Genomic DNA, 26,011 nt, shown 5'->3' with positions numbered 1-26,011 from the left:
ATCACTGCTCCCCGCGTTGGGTTTTGTCGACCGAAACCTCAACCGGCTTAACCGCGGCGCCGATCGTGACCTTGCTGGTGCCTTCGACGATCAGGCGATCGCCTTCGTTCAGGCCGCTGCCGATCAGCCAATTGCTGCCCACCACCCGTTCGGCGCTGACGGTGCGCTGCGCCACTTTGTTCTGTTCGTCCACCACCAACGCGGTGGCTTCCCCTTTGGCGTTGCGGGTTATGCCCTGCTGCGGCGCCAGAATCGCTTTGGGATCGACGCCGTTATCCACCGTGGCGTGGACATACATGCCGGGCAGCAGCTCATGTTCGGGGTTGGGGAACACCGCGCGCAGCGTGACCGAACCGGTGGCTTCGTCCACCGCGACTTCGGTCAGCTCGAGCTTGCCGGCATGGGCATAAGGCGTACCGTCCTCCAGCTTGATGGCGACCGGCGTGACCGCGCCGCGCTGTAACGCCGCCTGCTGGCGCCGCAGTTTAAGCAGCTGGGCGCTGGACTGGGTCAGATCGACATAGATCGGGTCGAGCGCGCGGATGGTGGCTAACGCATCGCTCTGGCTGGCGGTGACCAGCGCGCCCGGCGTCACCGACGAGATGCCGATACGCCCGGCGATCGGCGCCCGCACCTGGGTATAAGCGAGGTTGATGCGCGCCGTCTCCAGCGCCGCCTGATACTGGGCCACCGACGCCACGGCCGCCAGATAGGCGGCTTTGGCATCGTCCGCATCCTGTTGAGAAACGCCGTTCTCTTTCACCAGCGCCGCATAGCGCTGCGATTTGAGCCGGGTGGATTGCACCGTGGCCTGGGCGTTTTTCAGCTGGGCGGCGGCCTGATCGTAGCTGGCCTGATAGCTGGCAGGGTCGATTTGATACAATACCTGCCCGGCCTTGACCTCGGCCCCTTCGGTAAACAGCCGCTGCTTGATAATCCCGTCGACCTGCGGCCGCACGTCGGAGGTCATGGTGGCGTTGACCCGGCCGGTCAGCTCGCTGCTCAGGGTCACTGACTGGCCGCGCAGCGTGACCACGCCGACCTCCTGTTCTGCGCCCGCGCCGGCTGGCGCACCGGCGTTTTGCCCATCGCAGGCGGCCAGCAACAGCGACAGCCCAAGCACCAAAAGCGTTTTCCTCTGCATTGCAATACGATCCTGTTGAGAATGACTATTCTCAATATATCGAATGCCGGAATGCGCTTCTGAAAGGGTTGCGTAAGGATTCGGTAAAAGTTCGTCGGGAAGAACCGGCCGGAGCGGCCGGCGTCGGGATTATTTGTGCCGCAGCGGCACGTCTTTCAAGAGCCAGGTCAGCGCAAAAGCCAACGCCATCACCCCGGCGGCAATTTGATACACCGAATGGATCGCCCCGCCGAAGGCCTGCAGGTAATCCTGCTGCAGCGCCGCCGGCAGATGGTGAACCGCTTCTGCACCGAGCGCGCGCGGCAGCTGCGCGCCTTCCGGCAACAGCGCCGCCAAACGGGTGTGCAGCACCTGCGTGAAAATCGCCCCGAACACCGCTACGCCTATCGAACCGCCGATAGAGCGGAACAGCGTGGCGCTCGAGGTCGCGACCCCCATATGCCGGGGCTCCACGCTGTTTTGCGCCGCCAGGATCATCACTTGCATCACCATGCCCAGCCCCAATCCCAGCAGGCAAATGTACAGGTACAGATGCTGCACCGGCGTGTTATTGGTCAGGGTGCCGAGCAACGTCATCGCCCCTAATGCGCACAGGGTGCCGACGATCGGAAACAGCCGGTATTTACCGCGTTTGCTGATGATCCGGCCGCTGATGATCGAGCTGACCATAATGCCGCCCATCAACGGCAGCAGCTGCATCCCGGCCTGCGATGGCGTCGAGCCTTTCACCACCTGCAGATACAGCGGCAGGAAAGTCACGGAGCCGAACAGCGACATGCCGACGATAAAGCCGATCAGGCCGCACAGCACAAAGGTGCGGTTGCGAAACAGCCCAAGGGGAATGATCGGTTCACCGGCCAGCCGTTCCTCATAGATAAAGCCGCCCAGCGACACCAGGCCAAAGGCCAGAATGCACCACAGTTGGCCGTCCGACCAGGCCATGACCGTGCCGCCCTGGCTGGTGAACAGGATGATGCAGGTGAGCGCCATCGCCAGATAACCGGCGCCGAGGAAGTCGATTTCATGCCGCACTCGATTGACCTGCGACTGAAACACCGCGCCAATCACCAGCAGGGCGAACAGGCCCAGCGGCAGATTGATGTAGAAAATCCAGCGCCAGGAAAAATGCTGCACCAGCAGGCCGCCGATCAGCGGCCCCACCACCGTGGCCAAGCCGAATACCCCGCCGAACAGCCCCTGATAACGGCCGCGTTCCGCCGGCGGGATCACGTCGCCGACCACCGCCAGGGTGACCACCAACAGCCCGCCGCCGCCCAACCCTTGCAGCGCGCGCATCAGAATCAGCTGCGTCATGTTTTGCGCCAGCCCACACAGTACCGACCCAAGCAAAAACAGTACAATAGCGATTTGCAGCACAATCTTGCGGCCGAAGAGATCGCCGAATTTGCCGTACAGCGGCACTACGATAGTGGAAGACAGCAGATAGGCCGTCACCACCCACGACAGTTTCTCAAGCCCACCAAACTCGCCGACGATGGTCGGCAGCGCGGTGGAGACAATGGTTTGATCCAGCGCCGCCAGCAGCATCACCAGCAGCAACGCGGAAAACAGCAACGTGAGCGAAGGCGCCTTGGCTGGCGCCCCGCCGTGATCGGGCCGGGTTGTCGGGTTTTCAATCTCCATCGGAGTCAGTTCACTTGTAATTAATTAATCGCATAATTAATATATGAGTCATCTTTTTCTCCGGTCAATGGATCTCACCGCGATGACAGCACGAAACGTTCAAACTCCCGCCAAGCCTCGCCGCCCCGGCCGGCCGAGCGGCGGCGCCAAAGGGGCGGACAAACGCGAGCATTTGCTTGATACCGCACTGAACCTGTTTGCCCGCCAGGGGATCGTAGACACCTCGTTGAACGCCATTGCGCGCGAGGCAAACGTCACCCCGGCCATGCTGCACTACTACTTTCATAACCGCGATCAGCTGCTGGACGTACTGATCGAGGAGCGCTTTCTGCCGGTGCGCAAAATGGCCGGCGAGGTGTTCGACGCCAACGCGGACGATCCCGTCACCGCCTTCACCCTGCTGGCGCAACGTTTTATCGACATCGCGTTGGAACACCCCTGGTTCGCCCCGCTGTGGCTGCGGGAGGTCATGAGTGAAAGCGGCGTGCTGAAACAGCGCATGGATGAACGTTTCGGCGATGAGCACCGCCAAATCGCGCTACAATCCATCACGCGCTGGCAGGCGCAGGGTAAACTCAACCCCGATCTCGAGCCTTCCCTGCTGTTCTTCACGCTGTTCGGCATCACGTTGCTGCCGCTGGCCACCGCGCCGAAATGGCGGCGCGAACGGGATAAAGGCCAGCTGAACGCCGAAGATATCGCCCGCCACGCCGTCGCCCTGCTGCGTTACGGCATCGGCCCGGCGCGTTAGCCACCGGGCGCGAAGCGCCCTATTCAGCGTGACCTGCCATGCACCGGCAGTTGGTTGGTTGCGCAGTGAATGCCGCCGCCGCCGGCCGCGATGGCGTCGATCTCCAGCTGCACCACCTTGCGCTGCGGATAGAGCGCCGTCAGCAGCTCAAGCGCCGCCCGGTCCGCCTGCGGGTCGCCAAACTCCGGGGCGATCACCGCCCCGTTGATGACGAAATAGTTGATGTAGCCCGCCGCAAAATCCGGATTGTTGCGGCTGAATCGGCTGTCACGCGGCGCCAGCGGCGGCGAAAGCGTATGCACCTGCAGCCGGCGGCCGTCGGCGTCGGTCGCCGCCTTGAGGATCGCCAGATGTTGCTGGGTAACCGCATGGTCATAAGAGGCCGGATCGGTGTCCAGATTGGCCACCACCACGCCCGGCCGCACGAAGCGGGCGTAAAAATCGACGTGGGCGTCGGTGATGTCCCGGCCTTTAATGCCCGGCAGCCAGATAATTTTGCGCAGGCCGAGCATCGCTTTCAGCTCCTGCTCCACCCGGTCCCGGCTCCAGCCCGGATTACGGTTCGCATTCACCCAGCTGCTTTCGGTCATGATGCCGGTGCCGTGCCCGTCCACTTCGATACCGCCGCCTTCGCCTATCAGTGCGCTGCGGCGCAGTTGGGCGGCACCGTAGCGGTTGGCGGCAAACGCCGCCAGGCGCGCATCCTTGGCATGCCGCTGCTTATTGCCCCAGCCGTTGAAGTTGAAATCCACCGCCCCGAGTTCGCCGGTGCCGTTGACGACGAAATTGGCGCCGAAATCGCGCACCCAGATGTCATCCAGCTCGGTGACGACATAGCTGACGTTGTGACTGCCGCAGGTGGCCTCGGCCAATTGCCGTTCATGCTCGCGGCAAAATACCGTCACCGGCTGAAACTCGGCGATGGCGCGGGCGATACGGCCCTGCGCCGCCTGCACATCCGCCGTGAATTCGCCCCAGATGGCCCGCTGCGCGCCGAAAGCGAGAAATGCCCGCTGCTGCGGTTCCCCTTCGTCGGGCATCCGCCAGGCCGGATTAAGCGCAGCTTCTGCGTGACCGTGTAACGAAACACCCAGCGAGGCCGTCAGACCGACTCCGGCGACGGCGGAAAGCTGTTTAATAAACACGCGGCGAGTTGACATTAAAGACCTCTTTTAATCATTTATAATTCAAAAGGTTAACCGAATAATTCATGGTTATGCGGTTGAATCTTATGCTAGTCTTCCCCTGCCACCGCGACAAACGATATATTTAGTGGATATCTGATTAGACAGGCTTATCGATAATGTTAAAACACTGGCCCCCCTTGAGCGCGCTACGCGGCTTCGAAGCGGCAGCGCGCCTGGGCAGTTTTCATCAGGCTGCCGAAGAGCTGCACCTTACCCAATCGGCCATCAGCCAGCAGATCCGCAGCCTCGAAGCGTTTCTGGAGCAGCCGCTGTTCTTCCGCACCGGCCGCAGCGTGGCGCTGACCGACGCCGGCCACGATCTGTTCAGCACCGCGCAGGTGATGCTGCAACAGCTGGCGGTCGGCATTCGCCGTTTGGATCAGTACCGCAAACCCAATCAGCTGATCGTCAACACCACTCCGGCTTTCGCCCGGCACTGGCTGATGCCGCGGCTGGGCGACTTCAATCGGCAGCATCCGCAGGTCGACCTGTGGCTGTTCACCAGCTTTGAACCGCCGAATATGGCGACGGACAGTATCGATCTGGCGATCCGCGACGATCTCAGCGCGCAGGCGGACTGCAGCTTTAACGTGCTCTGCAGCGACCGGCTCTATCCCGCCTGCCACCCCAGCCTGCTGGCGCTGGCGGCGGAGCAGCGCGTGACCCTGCACGGCGAACGGGAGATGGACTGGAGCCACTGGACGGTGGCGGGCGGTGCGCACGTCGGCCAGCGCGATAGCGGGCTGAACTTCTCCGATCCCGGTCTGCTGCTGGACGCCGCCTGCAATGGCCTCGGCATCGCGTTGGTCAGCCAACTGCTGGCGCAGCACGCGCGCGACGCCGGGCTGCTGCAACCGTTAACCGAGCAACGCGTGCGCGGTGCCAACTGGGGGTGGCTGCTGCACCGCGACAGCGAACACAACCCGCTCGCCCGGCACTTCTGCCAATGGCTGCAGTCGGCGTTGCCCGCCGGCGCATAACGCGCCACGTCACGATTCGCTACTCTGGTCAGGCGGCCCCGCCTGACCGCTGCTACCTTCAATAAAGCGCCGCAACAGCCCGAAGAAAACGCGCTAACCTGCTGTTTCAAAATAATTAGTTGAATTCACCTGATAACTGAAAATCGCTAAAAGGATCTTCTATGTCTGCCGGTTTATTGAAAACGATAGCTCTGAGCGTGACCCTGGCCTGCACCGTTCCTACCGCCTTTGCCGCCGATCTGACCGCCGGCGCGGTCGCCGCCCCGGATCAGTATGGCGCAAAAGTCGCCGCGCACATTCTGCAGGCCGGCGGCAACGCGGTCGATGCGGCGGTCGCCACCGCCTTTACCCTGGCGGTCACCTACCCTGAAGCCGGCAATATCGGCGGCGGCGGCTTTATGACGCTGTATATCGACGGCAAACCCTATTTCCTCGACTACCGCGAAGTGGCCCCCAAGGCCGCCAGCAAAACCCTATACCTGAACGAGAAAGGTGAAGTGATCGAAAATCTCAGCCTGGTGGGCAGCCGCGCCGCCGGCGTGCCGGGCACCGTGCTGGGGCTGTGGGAAGCCCACAAGCGCTTCGGCAAGCTGCCGTGGGCCGAACTGCTGACGCCTGCGATCGGCTACGCCCGGCAAGGTTTCACCGTGGCGGATCAGCAGTATCAGTACCGTGAAGACGCCAACAAGCTGTTCGCCGGTAAAACCAACTTTGGCGACTATTTCGGCGCCATGAAGCCCGGCACGGTGTTCAAACAGCCGGAGCTGGCCGCCACCCTCGAGCGCATCGCCAAGTCGGGCGCCGACGATTTTTATCACGGCGAAACCGCGCGCCTGCTGGTGGCGCAAATGCAGCGCGACAACGGGCTGATCGGCGCGGCGGATTTGGCCGACTATCGGGTGAAATGGCGTGAGCCGATGCGCATCAGCTGGCGCGGCAACACCGTATATACCGCCCCGCTGCCCAGCTCCGGCGGCATTGCGCTGGCGCAGCTGCTGGGGATAAAAGAAGATCGCGCCGCCGACTTCAAGGGTGTGCCGCTGAACTCAGCGCGCTATATCCACCTGCTGGCGGAAATCGAAAAGCGCGTGTTCGCCGATCGCGCCGACTACCTCGGCGACCCGGATTTCACTAAGGTGCCGGAAGCACAGCTGATCGCCCCCGACTACCTGCAAAAACGCGCCGCCGAAATCAACCCGACGGCGATCTCGCCGACCGAACAGGTGCGGCCAGGGCTGGAAACCCACCAAACCACCCACTTCTCGATCGTTGATGCCGCCGGCAACGCGGTCAGCAACACCTATACGCTCAACTGGGACTTCGGCAGCGGCGTGGTGGTCAAAGGCGCCGGCTTCCTGCTCAACGACGAGATGGACGATTTCAGCGCCAAACCCGGCGTCGCCAATGCCTTCGGCGTGGTGGGCAGCGACGCCAACGCCATCGAGCCGGGCAAGCGCATGCTCTCCTCGATGAGCCCGACCATCATCACCCGCGACGGCGAGATCAGCCTGGTGATCGGCACGCCGGGCGGATCGCGCATCTTCACGTCGATCTTCCAGGTGATCAACAACCTCTACGATTACCATCTGCCGCTGGCGCAGGCGGTGGCCGCCCAGCGCGTGCACCATCAGCTGTTGCCGAAGGACACCCTGTACTATGACAGCTTTGCGCCGCTGACCGGCAAACCGGCGGAGGAGCTGAAAGCCATGGGCTACACCCTCGAAGATCAGGGCTGGAACATGGGGGACATTCAGGCTATCCGCATCGATGGCCGCACGCCGGAAACCGCGTCCGATCCGCGCGGCCGCGGCGTGGGCCTGGTGGTGAAAAAGTAACGCCCCGGCGGCCCGCCTCCGGTTAAACGGGCCGCCGCTTATACCTGTGCGACCAACACATTGACGTTGGCCGGGAAAACCAGCCCTTCCAACGCGTTGCCGCTGTCGGAGGTCACCAGATAATCGATCTCTGGCCATTTGGCCACCAACGTCATCGCATGCCCACGCAGCTTGTTTTCGTCCGCCAATACGATGCATTTGCGGCTTTGCGCAATCATTTTGCGCGCGATGGCCGCCTCATTGACGTTTTGATCCATCACCCCGGTCTGCACATTGACCGCGCCGGCGCCGATGATGGCGTAATCGGCGAAAAACGCCTCGATGTTATTCAGCGCGATCGCCCCCAGGCACTCCATTTTGGAGCCGATGAACTGCCCGCCGATCAGCACCACGTCGATGGAGTCATTTTCCAGACAGACGTTGGCGATCAGCGGCGAATTGGTGATGACCGTCAGCTGATCGACGGTCGCCAACTGGCGGGCGAACTCCAGCGTGGTGGAGCCGAAATCCACGAACACCGTATCGCCCGGCTGGATCAGCGTCACCGCTTTCTCCGCGATGGCGCGCTTCTCGGCCTCGGCGATTTTGGCCCGTTCGTTGAATTCATGCTCGAATTTGAACTGGCTGCTGACCGCACCGCCGTGGATCTTCTTAATCAGCCGATAATCTTCCAGCTTGTTGAGATCGCGCCGAATGGTTTCCTGCGAAACCTGGAATTTATCCGCCAGCTCATTCACGTAAACCCGGCCGTTGGCCTGGATCAGCGCCAATATTTCATTGCGCCTATCCACGGAATTAGAGATATCCATTCACATTACACTCGCTGCCTTAAGTAAGAGTGACCGCTTGCGCCGAGACTCGCGGCGTCAACTGACGGAATACTACGGGTTTCAGGGCGTTAGACGCAAGCCGTTCACCCGGCGGATTCGATGCTGATGTGCAGCGCGTCACGCTCGCCGTCGGCCGGCAAAGCGATGTTGCGCAGCAGGATCCGCCGTTCCGGCAGGCAGCGATGCGTTTTGCGATACAGCACTTCCTCGCCCAGCCGCACCACCACCGAACCGGACACCGCCCGTTCCACCCGCATATTGATCGTGACCCGGGTGGGTTTGCCGATCAGCGCCACGTTGGCAGGCGCGGTCAGGCGGATCCGCTCGTCGTGTCGCACCGGGAGAATTTGCCGCGCCGGCGGCAGCGTGCGTTGCAGCGAACGGGCAACGGCTTCGCCAACGCGCAGCCCTTCCTGATAACACTGGTCGCCCATGTCCGCCGGGTGCAGCATGTTGCCGACGGCGAAATAGGCGGTGTCGGAACAGCGGCCGAACTGATCGGTCAGCGGGCAGCCGCTGTCCGGCCGCTGCGCCAGGTGGCTCTGGCGGATCAGCGTATACTCCCCGGTGAAGCGGCCGGTGAAGATCAGGCTGTCGCAGGCGATGCGCTGTTTCTCCCCGCGGCGGTTTTCCACCTCGATGGATTCGACCCGATCGCGGCCGGCAATATCGGTCACCCGCGAAGAGTAATGGATCGGCACTCCCATCAGGCGCGCATAGAGCGCGCTCAGACGCCAGGCGACGGTCCTGTCGCCGTTTTCAATCATGGCGACGGCGCGCACGCCGGCGTTGCGCAGCGTCCACAGCGCGGAGAAACTGACCAACTCGGTGCCGACCACCACCGGCGCCTTGCCCGGCTGCAGCCCGCGCAGATAGACGAACTGCTGCAGCGCGCCGGCGGTCAGCACGCCCTGCGGCCGCAGGCCGCTCACCAGGCGCGGATGGCGCGGCGTTTCTCGCACGCCGGTCGCCAGGATCACCCGCTGCGCTTTCAAGGTGCTGACGCCGCGGCGATCCGTGATGCTCAGCTCGCCGCCCGGCTTGATGGCGAGTACCGTCACGCCGGTGCGGATTTCCACCTGCCCGGCGCGCGCCAGTATCTTATCGACATAGGTGGAGCCGAGCATCGGCCGGTAAAACGTTTGCAGCCCGAAGGTGGGGTGCCGACAGTGTCTCGGCACGCCGCCCGCTTCCCGCTCCCGTTCCAGGAGCACCACATCCTCGATCCCCGCCTGCCGCAGCGCGGTCGCCGCCGCGATCCCGGCCGGCCCGGCACCGACAATCGCCACCTGATACTCAGTTTTCATCAATGCTCCCTACGGCCAGCGTCTGGCCAAAACGATCGCCTACCATTTCCGCCACCCGGCTGCTGCAATAAAAACCGTTGCAGCGCCCCATCATCACGCGCGTGCGGCGCCGCAGCCCGCCGATGCACTCCGGCGGCACGGCGGAATCGAACGCTGCCTCGATTTCCCGCTGGGTCACCAGCTCGCAATGGCAAACGATGCCGCCGTTGTCCGGGCGCGCGTAATCGCGCAGCGCGTAGTCGGCGAGCATCGGCATCTGCGGCCAATGCACGGTCTGCGGCGCCGTCGGCGTGAAGCACGGCGTAAAATGGTCGCGGTAAAGCTGCTCCACGTATTGCGCGATGCCGAGCGCCGCCGTCAGGCCGGTGGAGCGAATGCCCGCCACGCAGATCCACTGCCGCTCGGGATAGGGCTGAATGCGGTAGTGTTTCTGTTCGGTCGCCGGGCGCAATCCGGCATAGCTGGCGGTCACGCTGTAATTTGCCAGCGTGGGCAGCAGCCGGGTGCCCTGTTCGATCAGCTCGCGCATTTTGGTTTCGTCCACCGTCGCCGTCTCGCGATCCTGCTGTTCTTCGGCGGTCGGCCCCAGCAACAGATTGCCGAAGATGGTTTTCGACAGCAGCACCCCTTTGGTGATCGCGGTCGGCACCGGCAAGATGATGGCGTTGACCTGCCCGGCGGCGGCCTTGTCGAACACCAGGAACTGCCCTTTGCGCGGGCGGATTTCAAACTCGGGCTGATGGCAGAAACTTTCTACCCGGTCGCCCTGATTGCCGGCGCAGTTGATGACGATTTGGCCGTGAAACTCGCCCCGGTTGCTGGTTAGCCGCCAGCCGGTCGGCAAGCGTTCGGCGCCGGTCACCTCGGTATTGAAGCGATAGTCGCCGCCGTGTTTGACGCCCTGCGTCAGGTAAGCCAGCGGCGTGCTCCAGGGATCGATCACGCTCTCGCCCGGCACCTCTACCGCCGCCAATGCGCCGGGCGCCAGCTGCGGTTCACGGCGATACAGCTCGGCGGCGTCGATCTGCGCCACGTCCGGCACGCCGTTGTCATGTGCCTGCTGCACGATCGCGGGCAGCGCCGCCAACTGCTGCTCGTCCCAGGCCACGACCAGCGCGCCGGTGGGCAGCAGCGGCAGATTCATTCGTTCGCGAATGGCGATAAATTCTCGGTAGCCGGCCTGCATGCAGCGCAGCTCCAGGCTGCCGCTGGGCGCATCGAAGCCGGTATGCAGCAGCGCGCTGTTGGCTTTGCTGGCGCCGGACAGGATATCGCCCCCCTTTTCCAACAACAGCGTACGGGCGCCCATCAGGCAGAATTTGCGGAATACCGCACACCCGACCACACCGCCGCCAATCACGACAATGTCCCAACCCGTTTGTTCTTCCATCATGCTGATGTCCCGTTTTGATGTGATAACCACAATAAAACCACACAATAACCGCATTTGAAATGACAAAAACAACATAACTCCCAAAAAAAAGCCGCAGAATGGGGTGATAAGCAAAAAGTATGAGGTCGATCACGCGGGGTTATTTTATCTTGTGATTTATGTTGCTTTAATGTGTGAAATTGAAGATAGATTATTAAAACAGTCACACAAACAACACCAGGCACAATAAAAAACAAAACCTATAAGAGAGCGAAGCAATGATGAATCAACGTTATGCCGCGATTGATCAGGGAACCACCGGCACCCGGGTCGTGGTGTTCGGCGAAGACGGCAGGCACCATTCGCCGGCCAGCATGCCGCACAAGCAGATCACCCCCAATCCGGGCTGGGTGGAACACGACGCCCTGGAGATTTTGGCGAATATCCGCCGCTGTCTCAGCCAGTGCGACATGGTGGACGCCATCGGTTTAGGGCATCAGGGCGAAAGCCTGCTGGCCTGGGACGCCGACAGCGGCCTGCCGCTGTACAACGCCATCGTTTGGCAAGATCAGCGCACCGAGCCGGAGATCCAGCGCCTGAAACGCGAAGGCGTCGAGCCGCTGGTGATGGCGAAAACCGGTCTGCCGCTCGATACCTACTTCTCCGCCAGCAAGATGGGCTGGCTGATGAACAACGCGCCGGGGGCCAGGCAGCTGGCGCAACGCGGCCGCCTGCGGCTCGGCACCATGGACGCCTTCTTCCTGTTCCACCTGTGCGGCCGGCATCTCACCGACTATAACTCCGCCTCGCGCACCTCGTTGTTCAACATTCATACCCTGCAGTGGGATGAAGAGCTGTGCCGTTTGTTCGGCGTGCCGATCGACAGCCTGCCCGAGGTCAGAGACAACATCGGCCACTTCGGCGACGTCGCGCTCAACGGCAAACCGGTGCCGCTGACGGCCTGCATCGTCGACCAGTTTGCCGGCACATACGGCCACGGCTGCCATCAACCGGGGCAGATGAAGATCACCTTCGGTACCGGTGCCTTTTTACAGGCGATCACCGGGCCGCGCCCGATCAACGCCGGCGAGTCCGGCCTGTTACCCACGCTGTGCTGGAAGCTGCCCGGCAGCGAGCCGGTATATGGCCTGGACGGCGGCGTTTATAACGCGGCCTCCGCCATTAACTGGGCGAGAAAGATAGGCCTGTTCAACGACTTCGATGAATTCGGCGATTTCCCGGCCCAGCCTGCCATCGCGCGCGGCCTGGCCTTTGTGCCCGCGCTTTCCGGGCTGGCCTGCCCGTATTGGGATCGCTCCGCCGCCGGGATGTGGGCCGGCCTGTCGCTGGAAACCGAACGCAAGGATCTGCTGCAGTCGATCCTCGAAGGCATCGCCATGCGTTCCGCCGAGGTGATCAACGCCATGGATAAGTTGAAACCGATCGGCGACAGCATTTCGGTGGACGGCGGCCTGTCCGCCAACCGCTATTTCACGCAGTTCCTCGCCAACCTGATCCAAAAGCGCATCGTTACGCCCGCCAACAAAGAGATCACCGCTCAGGGCGTGGCGCAGTTGGCGCGCAAAGGGCTGGGCGTGGAACAGCCGCTTAAGGTGCTCAACCGCTATGAAGTGACGGAGCCCGCCGAGGTCGATATGGCGGTCTGGTTCGCCCGCTATCAGGAAATCATCGCCCGCTCGCGCGGCTTACGTTCATCGCAGGAGGAACACCATGGCTGAGTTCGGTAATTTCATCATCTATATCATCATGGCCGGCACCCTGATCGGTGCACTGGCGTCGATCGTTAAACCGGAAGGTGAACTGGGGCGCGAGTTCGTCAACGGCATTCACGCCATCGGCCCGGTGTTTCTCGCCCAGGCGGGCATCATGGCGGCGATCCCGATCATCTCTTACCTGATCATGTACAGCATCGGCCCCTTCTTCTCGGCGCTGGGCTCCGACGCCTCGATCGCCGCGCTGGCGGTGATCGCCGTGGACATGGGCGGCTATCAGCTGGCCGACGCCATCGCCGCCAACCGCGACATGTGGATCGTCGCCATGCTGGTGGGTTACACCTCCGGCGCCAGCATCGTGTACCTGATCCCCGTCGGGCTTATCATGCTGAACCGCGACGACCATAAATATCTGGCGCTGGGCGCGATGGCGGGTCTTATCAGCATTCCTTTCGCCGTGCTGATCGCCCTGGTGACCATCACCTTCAACAACCTGCCGGTCAGGGAGATCATTTCCACCACCTCGCCCGCCGCGCACTATCTGCAGCTGGATTTCCTGCAGGCGCTGCGGCTGCTGTCGCCGCTGTTTGCCCTGTGTTTCCTGCTGGCGCTGGGCCTGAAGCTGCGGCCGGCGGCCATGGTGAAAGGGTTCCTGATCTTCGGCAAGGCGGCGGACGCCTTTATCAAACTGGTGTTGGCGCTGTGCATCATCGAGCATTTTACCGGCGTGTTTAAAAAGGTCTTCGGCGGCTGGGTATTCGATCCGTTATTCGCCGACAAAGACGAATTATTCCGCGCTATCGAGATTGCCGGTTACATCGGCATTATGTTGGCGGGCACATTCCCCATCTGTTATTTGTTCCAGCGCTATTGCCGTAAGCCGATGCATTTCATCGGCAGAAAACTCGGCCTGTCGGATACCGGTGCGCTGGGCTTTATTATGGTGCTGGCCAATATCATCGCGGTTTATCACCTGTTCAAAGGTATGCGGGCACGCGATAAGGTGCTGTGCGTCGCCTTCGGTATTTGTGCGCAGGCGACGTTGGGCGATCACCTGGCGTTTACCGCTAACTTCCAACCTTCGCTGGTGCTGCCGATCATGATGGGTAAATTTCTCGGCGGCATGATTGCCGTGCTGATCGCCATCAAGATCTCGGTGCCGGAAGCCGAATTGCTGGAAAAAGAACAGACGCAAAGGCAGTCGACGGCCATCGCCGCCGCCGCTCGCTGAATTTATCCCTGCACCATAAAAAATAAACGGGGCGCCGCCTCACGGGGAAGCTGCGCCCTTTTTTCCCCCACGTTCTAGTTATTGAGAGAGAAAACGGTAATGAGAAAGATATTTTTGGCCTGCCCCTACAGCCACGCCGACGCCAACGTCGTGCAGCAGCGCTTTATGGCGTGCAACGACGTCGCCGCCGCTATCGTGCGCGCCGGCAGCGCCGTTTTTAGCCAGGTCAGCATGTCGCATCCGATCAATCTGTGTTTGCAAGAGCTCGACAAAACCGCCATCGGCAAGTTGTGGGCGCCGATCGACGCCCTGTTCATGGCGGCGATGGATGAGTTGATCGTGCTCGATTTGCCGGGTTGGCAAGAGAGCGGCGGCATCAAGCGCGAGATGGACTCTTTCGCCGCGCGCGGCTGCCGCGTCAGCCTGTGGTCCGAGGTCGCGGGCGAGTTCAACTGAGGCGTGCGCCCCGCCGCTTAGCGCGACGGGGCAGCAGCTTATTTTCCGTTGGCCAATTCGCCGTACACCACCTGGCCGCGGAAACCGCGCCGCACCTGCTGGAACAGCTCGCGGAACGCCGGATAATCCTGCGCCTGGCACAGCGCTTCCTTGCCGCGAATGGCGTTCACCTGCAGCCGATGATTGACGATCACCTGCTGCCCGTCGCGTCGCCACGCCACGCGATAGTCGCCCGCCGCATTGCGGAACTGCCTGTCTTGCGGAATGGCGATGATCGGCACGTTGGCCGGCAGCTGCAGACGGTAGGTTTCGTCGTAGCGCTGCGCGCTGCAGTAGAACGGCGTTTCGTTGTCCGGCGCCGGCGTGGTGGTATACAGCGTGCGAAACGATTTGCCGCCGGGCGGATTCGGCAGGGTCATGCCGCCCACCACGCCGAAATCGACGTAGTCGTCCGCCTTGAAGCGGAAGCGGTAACCGAACTGTTTTTTGAGATCCAGCGGATCGCTGTTCATCGCCACCTCGCCGCTGCCGTCGATGCCGGAGGCGGACATGATCGACGCTTCGGCCTGCGCCCGGTTCTGCCGGTTGATCTGCGAGAAGTAGCCCCGCAGGTCAATCTCTTCCACTTCGCTCAGCCGACGCTCGGTTTGCCCGTGCAGATTGCCCGCTTTGTCGAACACGAAATCGACGCTCAGCGCGCTCTTGACCGGCTGCTCGTCGCTGCCCGGCGTGCGCGCCAGTTTGGCGTCGCGCGTCAGCAGCACCGGTGCCCCCAGGTCGCCTTCCGGCAGTTGCCCGAACCGCGCCCACGGATTGGTGGAGTCCAGGTACAGTTTGAATTCCGGCACGTAGGTGATGGCGTGGTTAAAGCGGCTGAGCAGCGGCACCTTAGGCAGTATCGGGCCTTCGTCCATGCCGATCAGCACCGGCGAGCTTGCAATGCCCTTGGCGGCGAGCAGCGCCTCCAGGATCACCACGTGGTCCTTACAGTCGCCGTAGTGGTTGTCGAGAATGCTCTGCGCCGAATTCGGCTCCAGCCCACCGTTGCCCAGGTACACCGCCACGTAGCGAATGTTTTGCGCCACCCAGCGATAGAGGGCCTCCGCCTGCTCGCGCCGATCGCTGATGCCGGCGGTGATGTTGTCCGCCAGCGCCTGAATGCCCGGCGTCACCTGCGCCGCCGCGCCGGCCTTCAGCTGGTAGGCCTTGGCCAGCTGCGGCCACTCGCGGTAGGTGCTGGCCATGATGGTCGGGCTGAAGGTCCAGCTGTCCGCCGCCCAGTTTTGTGATTTCATCGGCGTGCTGCGCGAATAATGCCAGCGCCAGTGCGCCTGCCCGTCGCGGATCTGCGGCTGGTCCCCGCCTTCCACGCCGCGCGTGAAGATATGCATCGGCAGCCTGGCCGGCGCCTGCAGGGTCACTTCGGCGTCGTCGAACTGATCGAAAACGCTGAACGTCTCCCACAGGCCGAAATAGTCGGGGAAATACGGGGTGTTTTGCGTGCGGCGCAGCTCATACACCACGCGCGATCCCGGCGCCAGGTTGGAGAACACGATGACGCGCACTTTGCGGTCGGCATACAGCGGCGCCGTGGCGCTGGAGTAGCTTTCCTGGGTATAGATGCGATCGGGCGCCACGTCGTGGCGCTGGCCGTCGGCGGTCAGCGTGTAGGCGGCGACCACCTCCAGCGTTTCCATTTTTTCGCTGTAGCTCAGGCGGATCTGGCTGAATTTCTCGACCGCCGCCTTGGTCTTCAGCAGCATTTCGTAGCTTTCCGTTTTCACGTTGGTGGCGTTGGCGTTGACGCGGTAATCCGCGCGATAGCGTACGAAGCTGAAATCGTTGTTGGCCGTGTCGTTCTGGCCCTGATCCGCCGCGGCGGGCGGTGCAACGGCCAACACGGTGGCCGGGTGCGTTGCCGTCAAACCGGCGAATAACAGCAGGGAAGGAATAGCGATTTTCATCTTCGGTCCTTGAAGGGCAATAAACGGCGACGCCGGGCTACGCGCCCGTCCCGGCGTCAAAACAGGCGGGCACACTAATATAATTGAGAATCATTTTCAATAAACGGACCTTCAACGCCGGGGCTACCCCTGTTCGATCAGCATCACGGCGGTGGTCTCCGGCTCCAGCGCCTCGAAAACGTGCTCGCGATCGGCGGAGTAGCTGATGTAATCGCCGGCGCTCAGCTCCAGCGGCTGGTCCGCCGGCCCGAGGCGTGCCCGCCCGCTGCTGATGATCACATGCTCGACGGTGCCGGGGGGATGCGGCCGGGAAAGTTTGGCTTCGCCGGGCTGCACCCGCAGCCGGTAAATGTCGCGCTGCGCCCCCGGCGGGCTGGTGGCCAGCAGCGTGGCGGCGTAGTTGCCCTGCTCCGACAGCGCCGGCGTGCCTTCATGGGCGCGGATCACTTGCACCTGCCTGCTCGGCTGTGAAATCAGCCGGCTGACCGGCACGTCCAGCGCCATCGCCAGCGCCCACAGCGTTTCCAGGCTGGGATTGCCGCTGCCGGCTTCCAGCTGCGACAGCGTGGATTTGGCGATGCCCGCACGCTTCGCCAGTTCGGTCACCGACAGGTTCAACCGCTCCCGCTCGCGGCGGATTGCCGCCGACAGCAGGCCGATAGGCGTGATGTTCTGCATCCGATCGTCACTCATTGTTCGCTATGCCATCCATTTGTTCGGCTTGACGAACACTCGTGTTCGTGTTCATCATAATGTTCGATTGTTCATTTTAATGATTAAGCCGCTTCACCACAAGTACGGCCAGGCAACGAAGGAAACAACATGAAAACGAAAACGCGCGGTGCAGTGCAAATGATCCTCGCCATGACCATCTCCGGCACCGTGGGGTGGCCGGTGCTCGTTTTGGGGCAGCCGCCTGCGACGGTGGTGTTTTGGCGCTGCGCGTTCGGCGCGCTGGCCATGCTGGCGACCTGCGCCGCACTCGGTCAGTTGAAACAAGGCGCGATCAACCGCCGCCAGCTGGCCTTCGCCATTCTGGGGGGGATCGCCCTGGTGCTCAACTGGACGCTGCTGTTTGCCGCCTATCAGCATGCTTCGATCGCTGTCGCCACCGTCACCTACCACGTTCAGCCGTTCATGTTGGTGGCGCTGGGGGCGCTGCTGTTCGGCGAAAAACTGACGGCCGATCGGCTGGGCTGGCTTCTGCTGGCGTTCGCGGGGATGGTGTTGATCGTCGCCGGCCGGCAAAACGGCGGCAGCGGCGATGGCTACCTGCTCGGCGTGGCGCTGGCGCTGGGCGCAGCCCTGATGTACGCCATTGCGGCGGCGATCGTCAAACAGCTGGCCGCGCTGCCGCCGCAGCTGATCGTGTTGATTCAGCTGACCGTCGGCGCGTTGGCGCTGGCACCGTTCGCCGGCCTGGCTACGCCGCCTGCGGCCCCCCTCGACTGGCTGCTGCTGGCGACCCTCGGCCTGGTGCATACCGGTTTGATGTCCACGTTGCTATATGGCGCCATTCAGAAGATCCCCACGGCCCTGGTCGGCGCCCTGTCGTTCATCTACCCGGCGGTGGCGATCGTGGTGGACTGGGCGGTGTTCGGCCACCGCCTCAGCCTGCTGCAGCTGCTGGGCACGCTGGCGATCCTGGGCGCCGCGGCGGGCATGATGTTTTATAAACGCCATTCAATCTCAACAGCAGCCGAGCCTGCCGTCGTGAGACAGAAAAATAAATGAGCATAAGCGAATGCCGAAGGCGTTTTATGTCTAACCTTATTATCGATGCCGCCACTCAGCCTATTTAATCTATTCTAATTATTAAGCATGAAAATAATTAGAATATTTACCTTGCGTGTGGAGAAATATCAATATGAGCAATACCGGTGAGACATTAATCAATGCCATCGTCAGCAATAATTCTCTGATGGCAATAAATAATTGCCCTGGCGTTCCCGCCCAAATGAGCCGGGCCGTTTATGGCAAAACGCAGGACGATAGCGGGGCCGGAACCACGATCGAAAATAACCGTGACATGCAAAAGAATATCAATATCGCGCTGGGGTTCTCTGGGGCGAACTCGGAAACCGCCGTTTGGCATTTCATGATTGGCCCGCCCGTCCACCATTTTGTGGTGATCCCCTGGTACCAGCATACGGCGCCGCACGGACGGGTTTACACCGTATTTATGGCCTACGAGAACCGGTATTCGGTTGGCGGCTATGTTCAACATACGCCGCCGGCGCCTTCTGCGGTGAAAGGCTACCGTACCGTCTGGAGCGTGACCGACCTGGGGCAGATGTTTAGCGATTTGTTGACCAGCGCCACGGCGTGGCAAACCTATTTCGGTGCGGTGGGCGCAGCGCAGGCCAATAAAATAACCTATTGGAAATATAAGGTAACGTCTTTAGATTCCGCCGTGGCCAACGTCAATAAATACCGCTAATCCCATCCGGCGGGCAAGCTATGCACAATAAGGCATTCGTCTTGCGCCCGGCGCGGTGCTATTTATTTAAACCGTGTAGGGTAGAAGGAGTGTTCTATGTGGCATCACCGCCTGCAACGGCGCATCCGTTTCAGCTACTGGAACGAACTGTGCGTCGCAAAAAAATAAGGGAAGGCGCAAGCCTTCCCTTTTGTCATTCACCGTTCAGATCAGAAACGGTCGGTTTTTACCACGTCGTCGAACGGCAGTTTGCCGATGCGCGGATAAGGTTGCCCCGCCGCCTTGCCGATGGCGACCATCAGCGCGATCTGATAGTGCGCCGGTTTGTTGATGATTTCGCCCACGGCGTCGAAATCAAACCCGTCCATCGGGCAAGAGTCGTAGCCCTGCGCCTTGGCCGCCAGCATCAGCGTCTGGGCGAAGATGCCGCTGCTGCGCATCACTTCGTCGCGCTGCACCTGCGGCTTACCGCGATAATACTGATCGACGGCCGGGATCATGAACTGCTGTACCGGCTCCGCCGCCTCGGCCCAAACGTTTTTTACCTGTGACTCCCAGCTCGACAGATCGCCGCACAGCACGACCAGCATCGATGCGTCGGTCACCTGCGCCTGCCCCCACGCCGCCTCGCGAATTTTCTCGCGCTGGGCGCGATCTTCGATCAGCAGCGGGCGCCAGTGCTGCAGGTTAAAAGCGCTGGGCGCGCCCTGCAGCGCGATAGTCAGCAACGCTTTTTTCTCTTCGAGCGTCATCACGTGCTGCGTATCGAACTGCTTGGTGGCGCGGCGCTGGCGGATTGCGTCTAACGTATTCATTTTACTGCCTCTGTCCATGTGAAAGGCCCTATTGTCGCCAACGCAGCGCGCCTGTCCAGCCCTCGGCGGCTATTTCTGCGCGGTTTCGGCGCGCAGGCGGCCGACCTGCGCCGCCAACTCGGGCCACGGCGCCTGACCGGCGTAGTGCTGCCGCAGGTAGTTGAGCAGGATGGCGATCTGCGCGTCATCCAGGTTATGGCGGAAGCCCGGCATATAGCCCAGCTCGGCGTTCGCCGGCCGCTGTATGCCATCCAGCACCACGCGAATGGCATTGTCCGGCGCCTCGGCAAACAGGTTGGTGTTCAGCGCCAGAGACGGCCGTACTCCTGCCATCTGTGCGCCTTTTTCCTGCGCATGGCAAGCCATGCAGGCGCCGGAAAACAGCCGCGCGCCTTGCGAGCTCAGGGGCTCCACCTGCCGTTCCGCCTGAGCGTTCAACGCGGCCGCCGTCGCGCCCGCCGCCGTTTCAGGATGATAGCTGCGCAGATAGACGGCGATCGCCTGCAGATCGGCCTGCGGCAAGCGGGACAACCCTTCTTCGATCACCGGTGCCATCGGGCCGGCGGCCACGCCGTGGTTGGCCGAGTAGCCGGTACGCATAAAATCGACCAGATCCTGCTGCGTCCAATTGAGCGGCGCAGGCGAGCGGCCGGTCAACGCCGGCGCCGTCCAGCCTTCCGCCACGCCGCCGGCCAGGTGGTCGCTACCGGTTTTTTCGCCGAACAGCACGTTGCGCGGCGAGTGGCAGGCGCTGCAGTGCCCCAGCCCTTCGGCCAGATAAGCGCCGCGGTTCCAGGCGGCGCTTTGGGCCGGGTCTTCCTGCATCGCGCCCGGCGTCAGGAACAGCAGGTTCCAGGCGAAGATGCCCTGGCGGATATTGAACGGAAAGTGCAGATCGGTGGCCGGCGGCCGGGAGTTGATCGGCGGCTGCGACATCAGGTAGGCGTACAGCGCCTGCAGATCGTCGTCACTCGTGCGGGTAAAGGCGGTATAGGGAAACGCCGGGTAAAGGTAGCGGCCCTGGCGATCGACGCCGTGGCGCATGGCGCGTTCAAACGCCGCATAGCTCCAGCTGCCGATGCCGGTTTCCACGTCCGGCGTGATGTTGGTGGTGTAAATGGTGCCGAAGGGGATCTCCATCGCCAACCCGCCGGCGTTGCGCTCACCGCCCGAACGGGTGTGGCACACCGCGCAATCGCCGAGATCGGCCAGCGTTTTGCCGCGCGCGATCTGCGCCTCGCTGAAACTGTGCGTCGCATCGGCGGCGAGCGGCGCGATTTCCGGTTGCCAGCTGGCGACAACGCCGGCCACCACAACGGCGATCGCCGTGAAGCCACCCCACCCGACGATTTTTTTCATCTTACTCATCTTTGCTGTCCTTGTTCGTTACGGGGGGTTAATGGCCGGCCTGAGCGCGCAGTGCGGCGAGCACCCGCTCCGGCGTAAACGGCACCTCGCGCAGCCGCACGCCGAGCGCGTCAAACAGCGCGTTGCCGATCGCCGCGGCACTCGGCACCGAGGCGGATTCTCCGGCGCCCATCGGCGCTTCCTCCGGACGGTCGATCAGCTGGATATCGATCTGCGGCAGTTCGTCGAAGCGCAGGATCGGGTAGCCGCCCCAGTCCAATGACGTCACCCCCGTCTCGTTGAAGGTCACAAACTCTTTCAGCACCCGGCTGGCGGACTGGATAATGTTGCCGTGCACCTGATGGCGCACCCCGGCCGGGTTGATCATGCGGCCGCAGTCATGCGCCACGAAGATTTTATCGAGCGTGATCTGCCCGGAGCGGCGGTTGACGCTGAGATCGCACACCCAGGCCGCCCAGGCGGCGCCGAAGCCAGGGAACTTGCTGTGGAAATAGCGCGCGTAGGCGAAGCCTCGGCCGCTCACCACTTCGGCGCCGGCGGCGCGCGCCCGGTGCGCCGGGCCGTCTTGCCAGTTCGCCTGCCGTTTCAGGGCTTCAATCAAGGCCACCGCACGCGGATCGTTCAGATAGCGCAAACGAAACGCGATCGGATCCTCACCGGCGCGCCAGGCCAGCTCGTCGATCCAGGACTCATGGGCGAACACGTTGGGCAGCGCCGAAACGCCGCGCATCCACGAAGCCCGCACGATCGGCGCGGCGTCCTGGCAGACGACCCGCATGTGCGGATACTCGTATTGCGGAATGGCGGTGCGATCGCCCATCTGCTGCACGTCGGCCCGGTTGGCCACTTTGCCGGTCAACACCAGCGGCAAGGTCACGGCATTGTTGGAGGGATAGCTGGTTTTCAATTCGTAGGCCGCCACCCGGTTTTGCGCATCGAGGCCGCCGCGCACCCGAATCAGCTGGCCGGTGCCCTTCGGCTCCCAACCGGATTCCTGTTCGCGCATCAGCTGCACGCGCACCGGTCGGCCGGTGGCCCGTGCCAGCAGCGCCGCGTCCGCCGAGACGTCGTCGGCGCAGTTGCGGCCATAGCAGCCGGAAGCCTCCATGCGGGTGATGTGCACCTGCCCAGGCGGCAGCTCGAGCAGCCTGGCGATATCTTTGCGCAGATCGTGTGGGTTTTGCGTGCCGGACCACACCTGCGCCCGCCCGTCTTTGACCTCCGCCACCGCGCAGGAAGGGCCGATCGAGGCGTGCTGATGGTAAGGCCAGACATAGTCGGCCTGCACTTCGGTATGCAGCAATGCCAACGCGGCGTCCGTGCCCGCGTCGTCGCGCAGCACGCGGTCGGTCTTCGGATTGGCCTCCAGTGCGGCGGGCAGCGCTTCCGGCGACAGATCCGGCAATCCGGCCCAGGGTTGCCAGGTGGTTTTCAGTTGGCGCATGGCGGCGATTGCCTGCTCCTCGCGCTCGGCCACGATGCCGATGAAATCGTTGATCACCACCAGTTTCACGATGCCCGGCAGGTGCGCGATCGAGCTTTCATCCACCGACAGCAGGCCACTGCCCAACGGCGCGCTGCTGTCGGCGCCTACGTATGGCGGGCGCACCACGCGGCCATGCAGCATGCCGGGCAAGCGCAGGTCGTGTACGTAGGTCAGCCCACCGCTGACCTTGGCCGGAATATCGACCCGGGGCACGGCGCGGCCCACATACTGGTTCTGCCGTTCACTGTTCAGCTGCACGTTTTTATCCAGCATCACGTGCAGATTTTGCCCACTCGCCAGCTGCGCATAGCTCAGCGATCGCCCTGGGTTCCCGGTCACAAATACCTGCCCCGCCGCCGCCGTCAGCTGTTCGGCCGGCAGTTCGAAGGCTTTGGCCGCCAGCGCCGTCAGCAGGTGCCGCACCTGCGCCGCCGCCTGTCGCAGCGGCACCGACGTCACCTGAAGGGTGGCGCTGGCGATGGTCGGCCCCTGATCCGGCGTGCGTTGCGTATCGCCAAGGATCATCGTGACTTGCTCGAACGGCACGCAAATTTCATCGGCGACGATCTGCGCCAGCGCGGTGCGAATGCCGGTGCCCAGATCGACGTGGCCATTGAACGCCGTCACCCGGCCGTCGGCGGTGAGGCTGATAAAGCTGTCCACCCGATCCAGCGGCAGCTCGGCGGGCGATGCAACCGCCTCGGCGGCGAAGGCGTTAAACGGCGCGGGCAGCAGGCTACTGACCATTACCACACCGCCGGCCTGCAGCAGCTGGCGGCGGGTCAGTTCGAGGCGGCTCATGCTTGCCTCCGCGCGGCCAGCAGATCGCGGGCGCGCTCGGCGGCATGCAGGATCTCGATATGCGTGCCGCAGCGGCACAGGTTGTAGGCCAGCTCTTTCTTGATGGTTTGTTCGTCCGCCTCCGGCTCGCGCTCGAACAGCGCGACCAGCGTCATGATCATGCCGTTGGTGCAGTAACCGCACTGCGCCGCCTGCTCATCGATAAACCCCTGCTGCACCGGATGCAGCGCCTCCGGTGTACTCAGGCCTTCGAGCGTGGTGACGGATTTTTTTCCTACGGCGGACAGCGGCATTGAGCAGGAGCGTGCGGCGACGCCGTCGATCAGCACCGTGCAGGCGCCGCACTCCCCCAGGCCGCAGCCGTATTTGGGGCCGTTCAATTGCAGATCGTTGCGTAAAACGTACAGCAGCGGGGTGTCGGGCGAGATGTCGCCGAGTGGAACCACCCGGCCGTTAACATTGATTTCCATGGTGAAACTATCCCTTAAGCAAACGGATTTAATCCGTAACATCACTGCGATGAATAATTGTGCAGCGTGCTAATAATTATCATCAAAAGACTTGATAATGTTAAGGGAATGTAGCCGCCATGGCTTTAACGAAAAGTGGGTATTTTCTATAAATTTCCTATAGATAAGCCTGGTTTTATGATTGCGCGCCGTGATTATTGGCGTTCGTCAACGCGGCCTCGGCGCCGTCAACCAACAGCCGGAGGCCGGCTTCGAACAACGCGTCTGCCCCCTTGTCCTGCAGCTTTTCCCAGCCTCCACACAGCAGCGGGTAGCGCCGGCGATCGGCTTCGTTAAGCGCATCATCGGGCTGCATTTGCTGCTCTTCCAGTACCCAACCCACCACAAAACGCCCGACGGCGAACAGCAGATTAACGGCGTGTTCCGGCGTAAAGCCCGCCCGGCACAGCAGCGCCACCTTGGCCTCGATGATGGCGAATTGCGGTTCCTGCGGCCGGGTGCCGGCGTGCAGGCGCGCCCCGTCGCGGTAAGCCAGCAACGCGCGGCGGAAATTGATCGCATTGGCGGTCACCCAGGCCTGCCAGGGCATGTCGGCGGGCACCTCTTCGCGGTGGTCCAACATGATGGTTTCCGCCATCGCCTTCAGCAGCTCGGCCTTGTTTTTGAAGTGCCAATAGAGCGTGGGGGATTGCACGCCCAGATGCTGCGCCAGGCGGCGGGTGCTCAGGGCATCGATGCCGATGTCATCCAGTAACGCCAGCGCCCCGCGCAGGACCGTTTCACGCGTTAAACGCGCCGCAGTATTTTTTTCGCTCATCTCTCTATCACTGATAGGGTAACTGTGGAATACTCCATACTCTATCACTGTTAGAGTCACAATTTTGAAAAAACCCATGCTGGTTATTTTGTTGACGGTGTTGCTGGATGCGGTGGGCATCGGTCTGATCATGCCTATTCTACCGGCGCTGTTGCGCTCGCTGGGCGGTCTCGATGCCGGCAGCGTGCATTACGGCGCCCTGCTGGCGGCCTATGCGTTGATGCAATTCCTGTTTTCGCCGATCCTCGGCGCGCTGAGCGATCGTTTCGGGCGGCGGCCGGTGCTGTTGATTTCGCTCGCCGGCGCGGCGGCCGACTACCTGCTGATGGCGTTCGCGCCGACGCTGGCCTGGCTCTATCTGGGGCGGTTGCTGGCGGGCATCACCGGCGCCAACATGGCGGTCGCCACCGCTTACGTCACCGATATTACCCCCGCCGGCCAGCGCGCTCGGCGTTTCGGCCTGGTGGGCGCGGTGTTCGGCGTCGGCTTTATCGTCGGCCCGCTGCTCGGCGGATCGCTGGGCGAATGGCATCTGCATGCGCCCTTCCTGGCGGCGGCGATGATGAATGCCCTCAACCTGGTGATGGCGTTTTTCCTGCTGCCCGAATCGCGTAAATCCCGCCCCCGCGCCGCCGAGAAAATTCGCCTTAATCCCTTCTCGTCATTGCGCCGGCTGCACGGCAAGCCTGGCCTGCTGCCGCTGGCCGGCATTTATCTGGTTATGGCGCTGGTTTCGCAGGCGCCGGCCACGCTGTGGATTTTATACGGTCAGGATCGTTTCGGCTGGAGCATGATGGTGGCGGGCCTGTCGCTGGCCGGCTACGGCGCCTGCCACGCGCTGTCGCAGGCCTTTGCCATCGGCCCGCTGGTCGCGCGGCTCGGCGAGCGCAAGGCGCTGCTGATCGGCCTGGCCGCCGACGCCGTGGGCCTGGCGCTGTTGTCTGTCGCCACGCGCGGCTGGGCGCCGTTCGCCCTGCTGCCGTTCTTCGCCGCGGGCGGCATGGCGTTGCCCGCACTGCAGGCGCTGATGGCGCACAAGGTGGACGACGATCATCAGGGCGAGCTGCAAGGAACGCTGGCCAGCATGGGCAGCCTGATCGGCGTCGCGGGGCCGCTGGTGGCGACGGCGCTGTATGCCGCCACGCGCGATGTCTGGCCTGGGCTGGTGTGGGCGTTGGCCGCCGCCCTGTACCTGGTGGTGCCGCCGCTGCTGGCACGCTCACGCGCCAGGGATGCGGCGCCATAACTTTGCCGTTCTTTAACTTTAGAAAGCAGAAACCGGCATTTTGCCGCCGGGATCCGCTGACCTATGCTAACCCGGTGTGATGAAACCCGTTTTCATGGCATGTCTTCCGGAACGTTTTGCTTTATTTGTTCGTC

General features: G+C 62.6%; 22 protein-coding genes. 9 read left to right on the top strand and 13 right to left on the bottom strand.

Annotation, left to right across the window (positions count from 1 at the left end; translation table 11 throughout):
• Nucleotide 1: 1 nt before the first annotated feature.
• Entirely contained in the window at nt 2–1,144 is a 1,143-nt protein-coding gene (locus tag AWX27_RS00910) for an efflux RND transporter periplasmic adaptor subunit (protein WP_060418836.1), read from the bottom strand.
• Between the two features lie 129 nt (nt 1,145–1,273).
• Entirely contained in the window at nt 1,274–2,788 is a 1,515-nt protein-coding gene (locus AWX27_RS00905; RefSeq protein WP_060418834.1) for an MDR family MFS transporter, read from the bottom strand.
• An 82-nt stretch (nt 2,789–2,870) separates the two neighbouring features.
• Here AWX27_RS00905 and AWX27_RS00900 point away from each other — a divergent pair, with 82 nt between their 5' ends.
• Entirely contained in the window at nt 2,871–3,539 is a 669-nt protein-coding gene (locus AWX27_RS00900; RefSeq protein WP_230200961.1) for a TetR/AcrR family transcriptional regulator, read from the top strand.
• A 23-nt stretch (nt 3,540–3,562) separates the two neighbouring features.
• Here the strand turns inward: AWX27_RS00900 and AWX27_RS00895 are convergent, their stop codons facing one another.
• On the bottom strand, nt 3,563–4,699 hold the full coding sequence (locus tag AWX27_RS00895) for an agmatine deiminase family protein (protein ID WP_060418830.1): 1,137 nt from the start codon (nt 4,697–4,699) through the stop codon (nt 3,563–3,565).
• Between the two features lie 143 nt (nt 4,700–4,842).
• On the opposite strand from AWX27_RS00895, the gene AWX27_RS00890 reads away from it, so the two are divergent.
• Together AWX27_RS00890 and ggt are read left to right on the top strand one after the other, a co-directional pair.
• Nucleotides 4,843–5,706, top strand: a complete 864-nt coding sequence (locus AWX27_RS00890; RefSeq protein ID WP_060418828.1) for a LysR substrate-binding domain-containing protein — start codon at nt 4,843–4,845, stop codon at nt 5,704–5,706.
• 161 nt (nt 5,707–5,867) lie between these two features.
• Nucleotides 5,868–7,541 carry a gamma-glutamyltransferase gene (gene ggt / locus AWX27_RS00885; protein WP_060418826.1) on the top strand — a complete coding sequence of 558 codons (1,674 nt, stop codon included), beginning with the start codon at nt 5,868–5,870 and terminating at the stop codon, nt 7,539–7,541.
• 38 nt (nt 7,542–7,579) lie between these two features.
• On the opposite strand, the gene AWX27_RS00880 is transcribed toward ggt, so the two are convergent.
• The 3 genes from AWX27_RS00880 to AWX27_RS00870 all read right to left on the bottom strand — a co-directional run bounded on the left by AWX27_RS00880 (nt 7,580) and on the right by AWX27_RS00870 (nt 11,071).
• On the bottom strand, nt 7,580–8,350 hold the full coding sequence (locus AWX27_RS00880) for a DeoR/GlpR family DNA-binding transcription regulator (RefSeq protein WP_039566063.1): 771 nt from the start codon (nt 8,348–8,350) through the stop codon (nt 7,580–7,582).
• Nucleotides 8,351–8,454: 104 nt separating this feature from the next.
• Nucleotides 8,455–9,678, bottom strand: a complete 1,224-nt coding sequence (locus AWX27_RS00875; RefSeq protein WP_060418824.1) for an FAD-dependent oxidoreductase — start codon at nt 9,676–9,678, stop codon at nt 8,455–8,457.
• Entirely contained in the window at nt 9,668–11,071 is a 1,404-nt protein-coding gene (locus AWX27_RS00870) for an NAD(P)/FAD-dependent oxidoreductase (protein WP_060418821.1), read from the bottom strand. The genes AWX27_RS00875 and AWX27_RS00870 overlap by 11 nt, the downstream gene beginning before the upstream one ends.
• Before the next feature lie 257 nt (nt 11,072–11,328).
• On the opposite strand from AWX27_RS00870, the gene AWX27_RS00865 reads away from it, so the two are divergent.
• The 3 genes from AWX27_RS00865 to AWX27_RS00855 all read left to right on the top strand — a co-directional run bounded on the left by AWX27_RS00865 (nt 11,329) and on the right by AWX27_RS00855 (nt 14,470).
• Nucleotides 11,329–12,789 carry an FGGY-family carbohydrate kinase gene (locus AWX27_RS00865; RefSeq protein WP_060418819.1) on the top strand — a complete coding sequence of 487 codons (1,461 nt, stop codon included), beginning with the start codon at nt 11,329–11,331 and terminating at the stop codon, nt 12,787–12,789.
• Nucleotides 12,782–14,014: an ethanolamine utilization protein EutH gene (gene eutH / locus AWX27_RS00860; RefSeq protein ID WP_033640245.1), complete on the top strand. Its 1,233-nt coding sequence runs from the start codon at nt 12,782–12,784 to the stop codon at nt 14,012–14,014. The genes AWX27_RS00865 and eutH overlap by 8 nt, the downstream gene beginning before the upstream one ends.
• Before the next feature lie 99 nt (nt 14,015–14,113).
• Entirely contained in the window at nt 14,114–14,470 is a 357-nt protein-coding gene (locus AWX27_RS00855) for a DUF1937 family protein (RefSeq protein ID WP_047567396.1), read from the top strand.
• Between the two features lie 38 nt (nt 14,471–14,508).
• Here the strand turns inward: AWX27_RS00855 and AWX27_RS00850 are convergent, their stop codons facing one another.
• Nucleotides 14,509–16,434: a DUF3857 domain-containing protein gene (locus AWX27_RS00850; RefSeq protein WP_060418816.1), complete on the bottom strand. Its 1,926-nt coding sequence runs from the start codon at nt 16,432–16,434 to the stop codon at nt 14,509–14,511.
• Nucleotides 16,435–16,557: 123 nt separating this feature from the next.
• Nucleotides 16,558–17,127 carry a helix-turn-helix domain-containing protein gene (locus tag AWX27_RS00845; protein WP_060418814.1) on the bottom strand — a complete coding sequence of 190 codons (570 nt, stop codon included), beginning with the start codon at nt 17,125–17,127 and terminating at the stop codon, nt 16,558–16,560.
• Nucleotides 17,128–17,256: 129 nt separating this feature from the next.
• On the opposite strand from AWX27_RS00845, the gene AWX27_RS00840 reads away from it, so the two are divergent.
• Nucleotides 17,257–18,168 (top strand): DMT family transporter, encoded by a 912-nt coding sequence (locus tag AWX27_RS00840; protein ID WP_060418811.1) that lies wholly within the window; start codon nt 17,257–17,259, stop codon nt 18,166–18,168.
• A gap of 133 nt (nt 18,169–18,301) precedes the next feature.
• Nucleotides 18,302–18,874: a hypothetical protein gene (locus AWX27_RS00835; protein WP_060418809.1), complete on the top strand. Its 573-nt coding sequence runs from the start codon at nt 18,302–18,304 to the stop codon at nt 18,872–18,874.
• 209 nt (nt 18,875–19,083) lie between these two features.
• Here AWX27_RS00835 and AWX27_RS00830 read toward each other — a convergent pair whose 3' ends face one another.
• From AWX27_RS00830 to tetR, 5 genes are all read right to left on the bottom strand, one after another.
• Nucleotides 19,084–19,689: a nitroreductase family protein gene (locus AWX27_RS00830; protein ID WP_038871554.1), complete on the bottom strand. Its 606-nt coding sequence runs from the start codon at nt 19,687–19,689 to the stop codon at nt 19,084–19,086.
• Nucleotides 19,690–19,758: 69 nt separating this feature from the next.
• A complete protein-coding gene (locus AWX27_RS00825; RefSeq protein ID WP_060418807.1) occupies nt 19,759–21,057 on the bottom strand; it encodes a c-type cytochrome in 1,299 nt (432 codons plus the stop codon).
• 28 nt (nt 21,058–21,085) lie between these two features.
• Nucleotides 21,086–23,344, bottom strand: coding sequence for a xanthine dehydrogenase family protein molybdopterin-binding subunit (locus AWX27_RS00820; RefSeq protein ID WP_060418805.1), 2,259 nt, complete (start codon nt 23,342–23,344; stop codon nt 21,086–21,088).
• On the bottom strand, nt 23,341–23,814 hold the full coding sequence (locus AWX27_RS00815) for a (2Fe-2S)-binding protein (protein ID WP_060418803.1): 474 nt from the start codon (nt 23,812–23,814) through the stop codon (nt 23,341–23,343). Before AWX27_RS00815 ends, AWX27_RS00820 begins: the two co-directional genes overlap by 4 nt.
• A 175-nt stretch (nt 23,815–23,989) precedes the next feature.
• Nucleotides 23,990–24,631 carry a tetracycline resistance transcriptional repressor TetR gene (gene tetR, locus AWX27_RS00810; RefSeq protein WP_060418801.1) on the bottom strand — a complete coding sequence of 214 codons (642 nt, stop codon included), beginning with the start codon at nt 24,629–24,631 and terminating at the stop codon, nt 23,990–23,992.
• A 64-nt stretch (nt 24,632–24,695) separates the two neighbouring features.
• Between tetR and tet(41) the strand changes: the two genes are divergently transcribed.
• Nucleotides 24,696–25,877 (top strand): tetracycline efflux MFS transporter Tet(41), encoded by a 1,182-nt coding sequence (gene tet(41) / locus AWX27_RS00805; RefSeq protein WP_072265386.1) that lies wholly within the window; start codon nt 24,696–24,698, stop codon nt 25,875–25,877.
• Nucleotides 25,878–26,011: the final 134 nt, after the last annotated feature.

The organism is Serratia sp. 2880STDY5682894, assembly GCF_001537385.1.
Classification (GTDB): Bacteria; Pseudomonadota; Gammaproteobacteria; order Enterobacterales; family Enterobacteriaceae; genus Serratia; species Serratia nevei.
Note: the sequence above shows the minus strand (reverse complement) of the source record. Positions and strands in the feature narration are given on the sequence as shown.

Coding starts and splice junctions, on each gene's coding strand:
- AWX27_RS00815 (WP_060418803.1), bottom strand. CDS start 23,814: ATGGAAATCAATGTTAACGGCCGGGTGGTTCCACTCGGCGACATCTCG.
- ggt (WP_060418826.1), top strand. CDS start 5,868: ATGTCTGCCGGTTTATTGAAAACGATAGCTCTGAGCGTGACCCTGGCC.
- AWX27_RS00900 (WP_230200961.1), top strand. CDS start 2,871: ATGACAGCACGAAACGTTCAAACTCCCGCCAAGCCTCGCCGCCCCGGC.
- AWX27_RS00870 (WP_060418821.1), bottom strand. CDS start 11,071: ATGATGGAAGAACAAACGGGTTGGGACATTGTCGTGATTGGCGGCGGT.
- tetR (WP_060418801.1), bottom strand. CDS start 24,631: ATGAGCGAAAAAAATACTGCGGCGCGTTTAACGCGTGAAACGGTCCTG.
- AWX27_RS00895 (WP_060418830.1), bottom strand. CDS start 4,699: ATGTCAACTCGCCGCGTGTTTATTAAACAGCTTTCCGCCGTCGCCGGA.
- AWX27_RS00825 (WP_060418807.1), bottom strand. CDS start 21,057: ATGAGTAAGATGAAAAAAATCGTCGGGTGGGGTGGCTTCACGGCGATC.
- AWX27_RS00830 (WP_038871554.1), bottom strand. CDS start 19,689: ATGAATACGTTAGACGCAATCCGCCAGCGCCGCGCCACCAAGCAGTTC.
- AWX27_RS00845 (WP_060418814.1), bottom strand. CDS start 17,127: ATGAGTGACGATCGGATGCAGAACATCACGCCTATCGGCCTGCTGTCG.
- AWX27_RS00855 (WP_047567396.1), top strand. CDS start 14,114: ATGAGAAAGATATTTTTGGCCTGCCCCTACAGCCACGCCGACGCCAAC.
- AWX27_RS00835 (WP_060418809.1), top strand. CDS start 18,302: ATGAGCAATACCGGTGAGACATTAATCAATGCCATCGTCAGCAATAAT.
- AWX27_RS00910 (WP_060418836.1), bottom strand. CDS start 1,144: ATGCAGAGGAAAACGCTTTTGGTGCTTGGGCTGTCGCTGTTGCTGGCC.
- AWX27_RS00890 (WP_060418828.1), top strand. CDS start 4,843: ATGTTAAAACACTGGCCCCCCTTGAGCGCGCTACGCGGCTTCGAAGCG.
- AWX27_RS00880 (WP_039566063.1), bottom strand. CDS start 8,350: ATGGATATCTCTAATTCCGTGGATAGGCGCAATGAAATATTGGCGCTG.
- AWX27_RS00840 (WP_060418811.1), top strand. CDS start 17,257: ATGAAAACGAAAACGCGCGGTGCAGTGCAAATGATCCTCGCCATGACC.
- AWX27_RS00905 (WP_060418834.1), bottom strand. CDS start 2,788: ATGGAGATTGAAAACCCGACAACCCGGCCCGATCACGGCGGGGCGCCA.
- AWX27_RS00875 (WP_060418824.1), bottom strand. CDS start 9,678: ATGAAAACTGAGTATCAGGTGGCGATTGTCGGTGCCGGGCCGGCCGGG.
- AWX27_RS00865 (WP_060418819.1), top strand. CDS start 11,329: ATGATGAATCAACGTTATGCCGCGATTGATCAGGGAACCACCGGCACC.
- eutH (WP_033640245.1), top strand. CDS start 12,782: ATGGCTGAGTTCGGTAATTTCATCATCTATATCATCATGGCCGGCACC.
- AWX27_RS00850 (WP_060418816.1), bottom strand. CDS start 16,434: ATGAAAATCGCTATTCCTTCCCTGCTGTTATTCGCCGGTTTGACGGCA.
- AWX27_RS00820 (WP_060418805.1), bottom strand. CDS start 23,344: ATGAGCCGCCTCGAACTGACCCGCCGCCAGCTGCTGCAGGCCGGCGGT.